This is a genomic window from Janthinobacterium sp., from assembly GCF_031995485.1.
GTDB lineage: Bacteria > Pseudomonadota > Gammaproteobacteria > Burkholderiales > Burkholderiaceae_D > Janthinobacterium.
Map to the genome: position 1 here is coordinate 39,764 of NZ_DAMAGB010000003.1, position 13,057 is coordinate 52,820.

Here is a 13,057-nt window from a genome sequence, read left to right on the forward strand (position 1 = left end):
CAGAAGGCCATGAAAACATGGCCTTGCGGCGTGTGAAAAATACCAATAAATCCGCTTGCCAGGAAAGAATCGCCGTTTTTTGCCAGAAATAAGCGCAGAGATGAACTATTGCCTTGGATAAACAGCGATAATCTTTCGCGAGTGAGCAACCAGCGATAGTGATGACATGATGATGAAAGCGGCATTGAAAACGGCAGAGCCGGCAAAGGCAGCAGACGGCGATCCGGTCGATGCATTGATGCGTTCCATCCGCATACCGCCGCGCCCCAGCCTGCTGGTCGACCTGCAGCGCGAACTGGCCGAGCCGGATCCGTCGCCGCGCAGGATCGCGCGCATTATCGCCGACGATGTCGGCATGTCGGGCGCCCTGCTGAAACTGGCCAATTCGCCGTTCTATGGCGCCGCGCGCAAGGCCAAGTCGGTCGAGCAAGGCATCAATTTCCTCGGCATCAACCAGTGCAGCGCCCTGATGACGGGCCTGCTGGCGCGCCAGGCGCTGGAAGCGGAAGGCGTGGAACTGAACAACTTCTGGGACGTGTCGGCCAAGCGCGCACGCGCCGTGGTATTTACCTCGCGCAAGCTGCGCATCGCCCCGCCCGACATCGCCCATACCTTCGGCCTGTTCTGCGATATCGGCGTGCCGCTGCTGATGAACCGCTTTCCCGACTACGTGAATACCTACGCGGCGGCCGCCAACGACGCGCACAACAGCTTTACCGACGTGGAAGACGCGCGCCACCAGACCAACCACGCGGCCATCGGCTGCCTGCTGGCACGCAACTGGGGCCTGTCGTCCGACGTGGCCTGGGCGATTTTGCACCACCACGACTACAGCGTGCTGGGCGATCCGTCCACCGACGACGCGATCCGCTCGCTGATCGCGCTGTCGCTACTGGCCGAAAAGGGCATACAGCGCTACCATGGCAACAGCAGCTCGCTGGAGTGGGACAAAGGCGGTGAACTGGCCTGCCAGCATCTCGGCCTGTCGGCCGAAGAAGCGGCCGATCTGCTCGACGAGCTGCACGAAATGTTCGACACAGATCACTAAGACCTTCGCAACCTGTATCATCGCGATGGGCGCCAGGCTTATGCCAAGGCGCCCTTTTTCCATTTTTCACTTGAAATCAATTACTCACCATGCCCAAGAACAAGCGCCCTGCCCCCCGCAAATCGTCCAACTCGCCCGAAGAGAAGGACGAAGCCGTCGCGCGCATGCTGAGCACGATGGCGCTCAACCTGGCGGAGCAGGAAGACAGCGAGTCGCAAGGCACGGTGCTGGCCGAGCAGGCCGTCGAGTTCGGCCGCCTGATCCGCAAGAGCCTGAACCAGAAGAAAGACGAAGTGCTGTACGACGCCATCGAGCGGGCCAAGTACGAAGACGTGGGCGCCTACCAGTACCTGCGCAGCCAGATCGAGGAAGCCTCGTCGGTGGTGGTAATCCGCCGCGAGAACGCGCCGGCGATGGAAATCAACGCCTTCGTGGTGCCGCTGCTGGTGCAAAGCACGGGCGGCCTGAAGGAAGCGGACGGTTTCCAGGACCAGGACGCGTTCGAGGCGCTGGTGAAAAGCTTCCAGGAGTCGGAACTGGAAAGCGCCAGGGCCAAGGTGGTGCTGATGAGCCATGCGTACGATCTCGACGAAATCGACCGCATTACCTACAGCCACCTGCACGAAATGGTGCGCGACGCCTACACCTCGATGACGGACAAGAAGATCGTGATCGCCGCTGGCCTGGAGCGCAGCATCGCCGGCTGGAGCGCCACCGAATTCGGCGCCGACGACACCGCCGTCGAACTGCGCTTCCTGCTGGGCTTTGCCCTCAAGCGCGTTGACGACCCGTTCTATGCGGAACCGAAAGACGAAGCAGCGCTCGACGCCTGGTTCGACGCGCGCATGGCGCGCTACCAGCAGTGGACGGCCAAGGTCGCCCCGCTGGTGCAGCGCTGCCTGGCGCCGGCCGGCAGCGCATTGGAAGTCAGTTTCCTGTACCAGGACCTGTTCCACGGCGGCAAGGAACAAGGCATGGCCGAATACGCGATGCTGCAGATGATGTCCGGCATCAACCACGCGCTGGCGGAAAACAATGCCGACGCCGGCGACGTGTCGGTGGTGGTCGGCCCGGCCGACGAGCACGGCGACATGCTGCTGCGCGTCAATGTCTACGCGGCTGGCGGCGCAGTCCTGCACAGCGCCGACAAGCCGCTGGACCTGGCGGCCGACCTGCAGGACGAAGTCAACGACGTGTGCGATGCGCTGGCAATCATTGGCGTGACGAACCTGTCGGTGGCGCTGAAGTTCGACGCCCAGGGCCAGCCACAGGAAGTGCACGCTTACGCGCCGGCGTAAATCGCCAGCATCTGCTGCCATACCCCCTGTTGTCATCTTTTTTTACCCCAAAAGCAAGATCTGGGGTCGGACCCTGAGGGTCCGACCCCGGCACTTTCGCCGTGCGGGTTCAGTGCAAACTATTCCGGGTCGCCTGGTTTTATCGCATAAACCAAGGACATAATCCGCTTGTTATGTGCAAACAGTAATTATCAAGTTACTATCTCCAGGCACCATTGCTTGGAGATACGCATGTCCCAGCCGCACCTGTTCAACCTTGCTGTACACATCCTGGCCGGCAGCCTCGCCATCGTGCTGGGCCTGTATCTGCTGGCAGTTGCCAAAGGCACGCCCCAGCATCGCCGCCGTGGCCGCTGCTTTGCCTGGCTGACGCTGGTCGTCTGCGCCACGGCCGCGCTCGGCAACCTGCTGTTCGGCTATCGCCCCGTATTTGCCGTGCTGACGGTGCTGGTGCTGTACCAGTTGCTGAGCGGCTGGCGTGCCGTCCATACCCGCGACACAGGCCCGGAAGCCATCGACGGCACCATGACGGCAATCGCGCTGGCGTGCGGACTGCTGATCCTGGCCAGCCTGCGGCAGGACCGCTCGGGCCAGCAAGTCATCGTGGTGCTGTCGTCACTGGGCGGCCTGGCCACCATCCTTATCTACGACAGCGCGCGCTGGCTGTTTCCCCACCGCTGGCACGGCGCGCTGTGGCGCTACGAACATATCTACAAACTGCTCGCCTCGCTGTTCGCCATGCTGTCGGCGGCCGCCGGCAACCTGATGCGCGTAGGCCAGCCATGGACTCAGCTGGCGCCTTCGGTGCTGGGGTTGCTATGCATTGTGTGGTGCTGGCGGCGGCAGTATGAAAGGGAGCGACAGTTGGCTGGTGGCCGAGCCAGAGCAGGCTGACCAGTCTCACGGCTTGTCGCTGCCTCGCCTGCGCACCGGCGGCGCGGTAGGCACAGGGAACGGATTTGACCTAGCTGGAGTGGCATGGGCGACTGGCCGCTGATTTGCCATCCTGCCGCACAGCATGGCAGGTGGCTGCATTCGCCCCAGAGCGGACTTTGGCGAACTCCAGCTTCTAAAGCCCTGCACACATGATCTGAGGCATATCGACTCGCTCCACGCCGGCCTGTTTGCTTGCAGGCATAAGGTTGACCCGCTCGATACATGTGTAAGGAAGAATTCCTTGACGTGTCTTTGTACAAGTAGTCCAAGGTGCAGCACTGACCGAGTCACAGGAAAATCCAATGGCTTCAAGGTTTCTTGTTGCACTTGCCATATCGAATCCAGGTTCGAGAAGCTTATGGATGTCAGCGGCAAACCGTTCATTGTTCACGGTATAGCATCCCCCCAGCAACAACAGACAACTCGTAATAAGCACGTATCGATACATGCAGTTGACCTCATCATGGAAATTCGCCGTAAAAAGTCCGCTTTTGGCCGCACCCGGCCGCTCGGCGCGTCCTCGGTTGTCAACCATTTCTGCGACCGCAATGTATCATCTTCGGCCACGGCACCAATAATTGCCCATCAACATGCTGTCACGTCCATCCCGATTCATACGTCAAGGCCTCCGCTGAATGCAGTCTTCCGCAGCTTGCACATCCATGCCGCAGTTTGCATTACATTTTCGGTGCAAATTGTGTATTTTTAAAGTTAGTTAAATCCAGAACCATTTCCCATTGGTCGAGTCCAGGTCCATATCCTTCCGGAATGATGCGTTCAGGTAAGAAGCCGAACTGCGCATAAAAACCTTCCGTATGCTGGCTGGTGTCGAGCCGGACTGTCGCTATGCCATGCAAGGCACTTGCCGCCTTCAGGCGAGCCAAAGTCAGCATCTTGCCGAGCCCAGTACCATGAAAGTTGCTTGCGACCATTCCCCAGCAGAAATTGACAGATTTAGCATCGCTGTCGATGGCATGTCCGCCACAAGCGACCAGCCTGCCGTTGCGTTCGATTACCTGGTATTCCCAAGCGACCGCATACTTAGTCAAAAACTGTTCAAATTCTGCACGCTCTGCAGGAGAGAAAAATTTCGGGGTATTTCCGTCGAAGATATCCAAACAGGCCTTCATGTCAGAAGGGCGATAAGGCCGAGTCATATCCATCAATTATATTTGTCAAAAATTGGATCGATGCGCCGTTGCGTTGAATAATCCCGGCCCTGATTCCTGGCGCCAGGAAAATTCAATGTTACGTCGTTTAAAAAACGTCTAATGTAAACCGATTCTGGCCGAGCGCTGTCGGTTTGCATCTCGCTTGGTTTATGCGAGAAATGACGGCATTTTATCTCGAAGGTCGTTACCCCTCTGTACAAGCAGGCGATGCTCAGGCATCCGCACCCTTCCCCTCCAGCCTGAACAACCCCACCACCTGCGCCAGCTGCCTCGCCTGCTCCTGCATCGCCTGCGCGGCAGCTGCCGCCTGCTCGACCAGCGCCGCATTTTGCTGCGTCACGTCGTCCATGCCGATAATCGCCTGGTTGACCTGCGCGATGCCGGTGTTCTGCTCGTGCGTGGCGGCGCTGATGTCGTGCATGTAGGCGCTCACCTTTGCGATGCCGTCGACCACGTGGCGCATGGCGTCGCCCGCTTCGCCGGCCAGTTCGCCGCCTTGCGCCACCTGGGCGCTGGAGACGCCGATCAGGTCCTTGATTTCCCTGGCGGCGGCGGCGGAGCGCTGGGCCAGGCTGCGCACTTCGCCGGCCACCACGGCAAAGCCGCGCCCCTGTTCACCGGCGCGCGCCGCTTCCACTGCCGCATTCAAGGCCAGGATATTGGTCTGGAAGGCGATCGCGTCGATCACGCCGGTAATGTCGGCGATGCGGTCCGATGACTGGCCGATGGCGCCCATGGTGTCGACCATGCGCGCGACCACGGCGCCGCCCTGCTGCGCCAGGTGCGAGGCGTCGGCCGCCAGCGTGCTGGCCTGGCGCGCGTTGACGGCGTTCTGGCTGACGGTGCCGGTCAGTTCCTCCATCGAGGCGGCTGTCTGTTCCAGCGCGGACGCCTGCGCTTCGGTGCGGGCCGACAGGTCCATATTGCCGTGGGCGATCTGCTGCGAGGCCGAGGCGATCGCCACCGCGTTGCCGTGGATCTGGCGCACGGTGGCGGCCAGGTCCTGCTGCATGCGGGCGATGCTGTGCAGCAGGCTGGCGCCATCGCCGGCGCGCACGGCCACCGGCTGCGACAGGTCGCGCCCGGCGATGCGGCGCGTGACGTCGACCGCATACGCCGGCTCGCCGCCGAGCGCACCGAGCACGCGCAAGATTACCTGCCAGCCCAGCGCCAGCAACACGGCCAGGGCGGCGAGAAAAAACCACAGGAACTGCAGCGCCGCGTCCCGGAAGGCGCGCTCGATATCGTCGCCGAAAAAGCCGGTGCCGATCCACCAGCCCCAGGGCTTGAAGGCGATGATGCCATTGAGCTTGGCCACCAGCTGGCCGTCGCGCCGGCTCTTGACCGACACCAGGCCCACTTCGCTGTTTGCCAGCGCTTCGAGATAGGCTTGCGAGTCGGGTCGGCCATCCATGGTTTCGCCCTGGGCGATCACGCCGATATTCTTCGGATTCGGATGCACCAGGTTCAGGCCGTCGGGCAGGCGCGCCCAATAATAACTCTTGCCGTCGTTGTTCAACTGGGTCAGCGCGGCCCTGGCGCTGGCCTGCGCCTGTTCGCGCGTCAGGCGGCCATCGACTTCCTGGCCGTGGTAGTACGCGACCAGGTGTTCGCCCATCTTGAGCATGTTGACGATCTGCGCTTCACGTTCGTGCAGCATGGTCTGGTGCAGGGTGCGCAGGCTGTAGGCGCCCAGCATGGCCATGGCCAGCAAGGCGGCGCCGACCAGCAGGGTCAGGCGGTGTGACACTTTCATGATGTTCCTTCAAAAGGCGCAGCGCATCTGCCATGGGCGTGACTGTCCCTGGCCGCGCGCGTGAGGAGGCCGATCAGGGACTGGCTGGCAGATTGGTGGCTAGCGCGGAGGTTTGGTAGCGAGGTGCGGCATGAAGTATTCAGGCCGCAGTTTGCGGGTAATTTCCAGCACCGGCAGCACGTGGTCGAGGTGGCTGCGCATGGCGGCGACGGCATGCTGCGGATTGCCCGAGGCCAGCGCCTCGATCACTTCGCTGTGTTCGTGCATCACGTCGCTCATGCGTCCGGCCAGCGGCAAAGTTAATTGGCGGTAGCGGTCCATCTGCGTCTTTGCCTGCAAGATCATCGGCCACACGCCCGGATAGCCGGACAGTTCGGCCAGCGCCGCATGAAAACTTTCATCGGTACGGTGAAAGCCGCGGATGTCGTCGTTGGCGATGCAGTCGGCCTGCGTGGCGAGAATGGCGCGCAGGCGGGCGATGCCTTCCGGCGTGGCCCGCTCGGTGGCTTTTTCGATGATCGCCGTTTCCAGCGCACAGCGCACCAGCATGGCTTCTTCGAGCGAGTCGAGCGGAATGCGCGCGACAAAGGTGCCGACCCTGGGCAGCACCTCGATCAGGCCTTCCTCGGCCAGGCGCTGCACCGCTTCATGCACGGGCGTGCGGCTGGTGCCCAGTTCTTCGGCCAGTTCCTTTTCCACGATGCGGGTGCCGGGCAGCATGCTCATCTCGACGATGCGCTGGCGCAGCAGTCCATACACGCGGCGCGCCGCGCTGATGCCCGTTTCGCCATCGGCAGGAGGAAGGGAAGACGTCAGGTTCATAGGCTAGGCAAAGTTAAACGGATAAACAACGGGGCAAGCGATCATACCCTGTCCAATCTCTTCAGGACGGCATCAGCGCGCGCGCAATGATGGCGCCGCGATGGCCGATCACGCAGCCGGCCAGGCGATGCCCTGCCCGCGCGGCGTCCACCGGCGGCTGGCCCGCCAGGCGCGCCGCAAAATAAGCCGCGCCGAACGAGTCGCCGGCAGCCGTGGTATCGACCACCCTGGCCACCGGCGGCGCCGCCACTTCTTCCACTACACCGTCGCGCCAGACGATGCAGGGCTGGCCGCCGCGCTTGAGCACGATCTCGGCCACGCCCAGCGCGCTGGTGCGCGCGATCACCTGTTCGATCGATGCCGGGCCGTACAGCGCCTCTTCATCGTCCAGCGTCAGCAAGGCCAGCGAAGACAGCTGCAATACGCGATGATAAACCTCGGCAGCCACTTGCGCCTCCCCCCAAAGGCGGGGTCGGTAGTTATTGTCGAACACGATCTGGCCGCCGTTGGCCTTGCATTGCGCCAGCGTGGCCAGCAGCAGGTCGCGGTCGCCGGGCGACAGGATCGCCAGGCTGATGCCGGACAAGTACACGTAAGGCGCTTGTGCCAGCTGTGCCAGGATGGCTGGCGCCTGCGCGCCGCGCAGCCAGTGGCGCGCGGCCGAATCGCCGCGCCAGTAGTGGAAGCGCCGTTCGCCGTCGGCATCGGTCTCGATCAGGTACATGCCGGGCAGCTTGTCGGCCAGGCGCTGCACGCAAGACGTATCGATGCCTTCGGCCTGCCAGCTGGCGGCCATGTCGTCGGACAGGCCGTCGGTGCCGAGCGCCGTCACATAGGCAATGCAGTGGCGGCTGGCGTCCGCCAGGCGCGCCAGGTACACGGCCGCGTTCAAGGTATCGCCGCCAAAGCGGTAGTCCATCGCCTGCGCGGTGCTGTCGCCTTGCGCGCGCTGCAGTTCGATCATGCATTCGCCGATCACGAAGACCGTCCCGGCGTTGTTGTTTGCATCCATTGCACTCTTCTCCAGTCAGGAAAGCCAGCGTGACACCGCGCCGGCATCCGTGAGGATGGCCGGCGCGGCGCGCTGTACATAAAGCTTACAGATTACAGCTTGCTGCTTACTTCTTGTCCCAGGTCGAACCGAACAGGTTGGACTGGCCGATGGCCGGGAAGTCGACGAAAGCACGGCTGCAATCGACTACCTTGTCCACGTCAATCGCCTGCGTGGCCGTACCGTTGACCGTCACGCGCTCGGCCGCATTGGCGAAGATCGGCAGGTTGGTGCCCTTGATCGTCAGGTTGGCATCCGACGAGATCATGGTGGTGCTGTTCGGCGCATCGGTTACCACGTTGTTCAGGTTCATCACCAAAGGATACTGCGGGTTGTCAAAACCGCCCGTATTGGCCTTGAAGCCCTGCAGCTTGATGGCAGTGTTACCCAGGATGCGCACATTGTCCAGCGTGATATCGTGGAAGTTCGGGTACAGCGGACCGGCCGCCGGCAGCGCCTTGGTGCTGTAGTAGGTGGTAAACAACAGCGCGTTCAGGGCGTCGCGGATGCAGATATTGCGGTAGTGGATATTGCTCACTTCGCCGCCGCGTGCATAGTCGGACTTGATGCGCAGCGCTTCTTCCGAGTGCGTAAACGAGTTGTCATACACTTCGACGTTGGTCACGCCCGCATTCGTTTCGCTGCCGACCGAAATGCCATGGCCCCAGTAGATATGGTTGTGGGCGATCACGATGCCGTGCTTGCGGTCCGAACGCACGTCGCGCTTGCCGTCGATGGCGAACAGGCCGGAACCGGCTGGCGATGGATTCGCGCTGCCTTTCAGTGCCACGTCGTCGTCGCCGGTGCTGACAAAGTTATAGGCAAACACGAAGTTTTTCAGGTAGCCGTCGAACGACATGGCGCCCGCCGAGGTGGTGCTGCTGCCGGTTGCCAGCTTGCCCGAAATCGCCTTGCCGGCCGCACCCGGGTCGAACGCGTCGGTGTTCTTGACGTTGTCCGCGTTGTAGGTTTCGCCGTTGTACAGCGGGTTGCCGTTACCGGCCGGATTGGCGAACGCCGCCAGGGTCGGGGTCTGCACTTTCACGCCCCATACGGTCAGGCCATCGACGCCGCTCGGCACGACGTGGAAGTTGGCGCTGTTGTTGAGCGAGATGCGGTACAGCGTCAGGTTTTTCGCGTAGTTAAACACCATCATGCGGAAGTTCGACTGCGAACCCGTGCCCGTCACGCCGTTCTGCACCATGTTGCCCAGGAACGCCAGGTCCCACCAGCTCATGTTGCGCGCCGACGATTTCGAGTCGACCGTGGTGCCGCCGTTATCGCACGACACGCCGTCCGCCGCCTGCTTGCCGGTGGCATAGGCTGCGTAGGTGTTCGAGCAGGTCATGTCGACCTTCATCAGCGGGTACAGCTTGTTGGTGGTGACGATTTCCGCATAGGCGCGGCTGTCGATCGAACCGTCGCCCATGACGGCCGAGTTGACCAGGTTGGAGCCGTTGATGAGTGCCGTGCAGTTGCCCGAACTGCCGGCCTTGGTCGAGCTGACGGCCGTATTGCCGCAGTAAGGACCGGCAGGGTTTGGCGAATAGGTGGTGACGTCGCGCGACGCGTACAGGGTCACGCCCTTGTCGATCCACAGGGTCACGCCCGATGGCAGGGTCAATGGGCCGCTGATAAAGCCGTCGCCCACGCCGGACTTGTTGACCACCAGGCGCACGGCGTACTTGGTGCCACGGTATTCGGGCTTGGCCAGCTCTTCGCCCGAGACGCCGGCGATATTGACGTTCTTGACGTTGGCGGTTTTCTGCGCGGCGGTGGCGGCGGCATCGGCGGCGGCGATCTTCGCGCCCACTTCGGCGTCGACGGCGGCGCCGCAGGCGTCGAGCGCGGCCTGGATGCGGGCCTGGTCAGGGTTGGCGGTGGCGGTGGTCACGGCCACGCCGACGCCGGCTTTCGACGGGTCGGCTTCCGGTGGCAGCGAGCCGTCCGGACGGCGCACCAGGTTGGTCGACGCTTCGAGCGTGGCGCACACCTGGGTGTCTGTCGGCAGCTTCGGTTCGGCCGGCAGGTCCGGATCGAACGAGGTGGTGCCGACCTGGAACACGCTGCCCGGCGTGTAGCTGGTGGCCGTGTCGCCCTTGGTGTCGCCACCGCCGCCGCACGCGGCCAGCATGACGGCCAGCGGCAGCGCGACGCATGCCTGCGTCCAGCCGGTATTGATTTGTTTGATACCTGATTTCATTGTGTGCATCTCCTGATAAAGCTGCGCTCTGGGGCGCGCTGATTGCCGGCTCGCGCCGGCTCTTTTACAAAATAGTTAGAAACGGGCGATCAGGCCGATGCCGAACGCGCGTGGCGAATTGCCCGGCGCGAGGAAGGCGTCGTCGGTGCCGGCCTTGTTGCTGTGCAGCGGCGACTGGCCCAGGTTGACGTTCTGCTGGCCCTTGTTGTTGATGCGCGTGAAGTACACATACGGCATGAACTGTTCGTCGATCTTGTAGGTCGCACCCAGCGACACTTGCGTGGCGCCGAAGTCGTCGGCACGGCCGAAGGTGGTGTTGTCCAGCTTGCCCAGCTTGCCGGCAGCCAGCATGACGTTCACGTCGTAGCCCACTTCCTGGGTCACGGACGCCATCACCGAGCGCTGCTTCATGCTGCCCGTCTGCAGCGCCGTGTAGATATTGCCGGGGGTCGGCAGCGCCTGCACCGCGTAGCCATAGCTGCCCGATTCAAAGCCCAGGCCGATGCTGGTCTTGGTCGGGAATTTGTAGGTGGCCAGCACCTTGTAGAACGAGGTGTTCACGCCGCTGACGGAAGTGTTGCGGAAGCCGAAGCCTTTCGACAGGTTTTCCACGTCGACGCCCGTATTCTGCTGGCGGTCGTAGCCAGCGCCGATCGAGAAGGCGCCGATGCTGTACTTGGCGGCCAGCGAATAGCGCGCGCGGTCGTCGCCGGTGTCGCGCACTTCGTCGAAGCCGTACGAGGCGCCAGCCTGGAAACCGTTCCATTCCGGCGACAGGTAGTGGGCCGAATTCTTGTAGCGCGCTTCGCCGCGGCCGAACAGGCTGTCGGCATTGCCGCTCAACTGGGCCGAGGTGTTGTTCCACACGTCCAGGCCCTGCACCGACAGGCCCAGGTTGCCGCCCAGGGCGCCGCCGGAGCCGACCAGGCTGCGGTAGACCGAGTCGTTGTTACCGATCACGAAGCGGCCGAAGCGCTTGCTTTCGATACCGACAAAGGTATTGCGCGATTCGATGGTCGACGATTTGCCCTGGCCATTGATGCCGCCTTCGTCGAAGTTGTTCAGGCTGCCTTCGATCTGCCACAGGCCGCGCACGTCGCCCTTGATGCCGATCGAGCCGGCAAAGCCGATGCGCGAATTGCCGTCCGAGACGCGGCCACGGCTGGCGTACGGGGTCGGGCCGCCTTCGGCCTTGACCGATTCGATCTCGCCGTTCAGGAAACCGTAGATGCGGGTTTCGACCTTGCGGCCTTCCAGGATACCGTCGGCCAGCACGCTGCCCGACAGGGCTGCCAGCACGGCTGCCGCCAGCACGCGGCGGGTCAATTTGTTGTTCAGTTGTTGCATGTCTTTCTCCTCTGGTCGCGCCTTAGGGTGGCGCTTTATTAACATCATTGAAAATGGTGATCCCTCCGCATTGCGCGGATACGAACAAGCGGAAGGATGAATGGGCTGGCGTCAGCCGAATGCCGGTTTGCCCAGCGAGACCGATGGCGCGATTTTTTCGCGGATCAGGATGCACACCACGGCGGCGGCCACCAGGTCGAACACGGCCAGCAGCATGAACAGCGGGCTGTAGCCGACCAGCGTCACCAGCACGCCGAACAGCAGCGTGAAGATGGTGGCGCCCAGGTAGCCGGACATGCCGGCCAGGCCAGTGGCAGTGGCCACTTCGTTCTTGCCGAAGACGTCCGAGGTGATCGAGTACAGCGCGCCGGACAGGGTCTGGTGGGCAAAGCCGCCCACGCACAGCAGGGCAATCGCCGCATACGGACTGGCGACCAGGCCGATGCAGGCCGGGCCGATCATGCAGACGGCGCCGACGATGACGACCAGCTTGCGCGAAGTGAACAGCGACACTTTCCAGTATTTGTGGAACCACGGGCTCAGGTAGCCGCCCAGCACGCAGCCGATATCGGCGGCCAGGAACGGCAGCCAGGCGAACATGGCGATTTCCTTGATGTTCATGTGGCGCTCGGTGGCCATGTACAGGGGAATCCAGGCATTGAAGGTCTGCCAGGCCGGTTCGGACAGGAAGCGCGGAATCGCGATCGCCCAGAAATTACGGCTGCGCACGATCTGGTGCCAGCGCGCCTTGGGCGCCACGCCGACGCCGTTCGCATCGCTCTGCTCCTGGCCTTCGAGGATGAAGTCGCGTTCCTTGTCGGACAGCAGTTTCTGGTCGCGCGGGTGCTTGTAGAACGCCAGCCACAGGCCGGTCCAGACGATGCCGATGGCGCCGACGATGACGAACGACATCTGCCAGCTGCCGTGCAAAATGGTCCACACCACCAGCGGCGGCGCGCACAGGGCGCCGATCGAGGAGCCGATATTGAACCAGCCGATGGCGATCGAGCGCTCCTTGGCCGGGAACCACTCGGTGGTGGCTTTCACGCCGGCGGGGATGCCGGCCGCTTCGGTCAGGCCCAGCATGCCGCGGAACAGCGCCATGCTTTGCCAGCCGGTCGCCATGGCGGCGCAGGCGCAGGCCACCGACCAGGCCAGCGCGAACATGGCAAAACCGAGCTTGGTGCCAACCGCGTCGATCACATAGCCGGCGATCGGCTGCATCAGCGCGTAGCAGACCTGCCAGGCCACCACGATATAGGAATACTGCTGGGTGGTGATATTCAACTCGCTCATCATCGTTGGCGCCGCCACCGACAAGGTATTGCGCGCCAAATAATTCACGATCAGTCCGGCCGTGACCAGCCCGACCATCCACCAGCGCATGCCGCGTATTTTAGTCATTTTGTCTCCCTCTATCATCC

10 protein-coding genes are annotated in these 13,057 nt (G+C 62.7%); 3 read left to right on the forward strand and 7 right to left on the reverse strand.

All coding sequences use genetic code 11. The annotated features are described in order from the left end of the window. The first annotated feature begins 169 nt into the window (after positions 1-169). The 3 genes from RTQ46_RS03185 (at position 170) to RTQ46_RS03195 (ending at position 3,240) form a co-directional block, all read left to right on the forward strand. Positions 170-1,048 carry an HDOD domain-containing protein gene (locus tag RTQ46_RS03185; RefSeq protein WP_312434773.1) on the forward strand — a complete coding sequence of 293 codons (879 nt, stop codon included), beginning with the start codon at positions 170-172 and terminating at the stop codon, positions 1,046-1,048. An 89-nt stretch (positions 1,049-1,137) separates the two neighbouring features. Continuing rightward, positions 1,138-2,346 (forward strand): hypothetical protein, encoded by a 1,209-nt coding sequence (locus RTQ46_RS03190; RefSeq protein WP_312434557.1) that lies wholly within the window; start codon positions 1,138-1,140, stop codon positions 2,344-2,346. Between the two features lie 231 nt (positions 2,347-2,577). Continuing rightward, complete coding sequence (locus tag RTQ46_RS03195) at positions 2,578-3,240, forward strand: hypothetical protein (protein WP_312434559.1); 663 nt, start codon at positions 2,578-2,580, stop codon at positions 3,238-3,240. 719 nt (positions 3,241-3,959) lie between these two features. Here RTQ46_RS03195 and RTQ46_RS03200 read toward each other — a convergent pair. From RTQ46_RS03200 to RTQ46_RS03230, 7 genes are all read right to left on the reverse strand, one after another. Next, positions 3,960-4,400 (reverse strand): GNAT family N-acetyltransferase, encoded by a 441-nt coding sequence (locus RTQ46_RS03200; RefSeq protein ID WP_312434560.1) that lies wholly within the window; start codon positions 4,398-4,400, stop codon positions 3,960-3,962. A 265-nt stretch (positions 4,401-4,665) separates the two neighbouring features. After that, complete coding sequence (locus tag RTQ46_RS03205; RefSeq protein WP_312434561.1) at positions 4,666-6,210, reverse strand: methyl-accepting chemotaxis protein; 1,545 nt, start codon at positions 6,208-6,210, stop codon at positions 4,666-4,668. Between the two features lie 99 nt (positions 6,211-6,309). Beyond that, a complete protein-coding gene (locus tag RTQ46_RS03210) occupies positions 6,310-7,032 on the reverse strand; it encodes a GntR family transcriptional regulator (RefSeq protein WP_312434562.1) in 723 nt (240 codons plus the stop codon). A 61-nt stretch (positions 7,033-7,093) separates the two neighbouring features. Then, positions 7,094-8,044, reverse strand: a complete 951-nt coding sequence (locus RTQ46_RS03215) for a sugar kinase (RefSeq protein WP_312434563.1) — start codon at positions 8,042-8,044, stop codon at positions 7,094-7,096. Between the two features lie 106 nt (positions 8,045-8,150). Continuing rightward, entirely contained in the window at positions 8,151-10,217 is a 2,067-nt protein-coding gene (locus tag RTQ46_RS03220) for a glycosyl hydrolase family 28 protein (protein WP_312434774.1), read from the reverse strand. 144 nt (positions 10,218-10,361) lie between these two features. After that, the gene (locus RTQ46_RS03225) at positions 10,362-11,633 is read right to left on the reverse strand and encodes a porin (protein WP_312434565.1); all 1,272 of its coding nucleotides are present in this window, start codon (positions 11,631-11,633) and stop codon (positions 10,362-10,364) included. A 111-nt stretch (positions 11,634-11,744) separates the two neighbouring features. After that, positions 11,745-13,037 carry an MFS transporter gene (locus tag RTQ46_RS03230; protein WP_312434566.1) on the reverse strand — a complete coding sequence of 431 codons (1,293 nt, stop codon included), beginning with the start codon at positions 13,035-13,037 and terminating at the stop codon, positions 11,745-11,747. Positions 13,038-13,057: the final 20 nt, after the last annotated feature.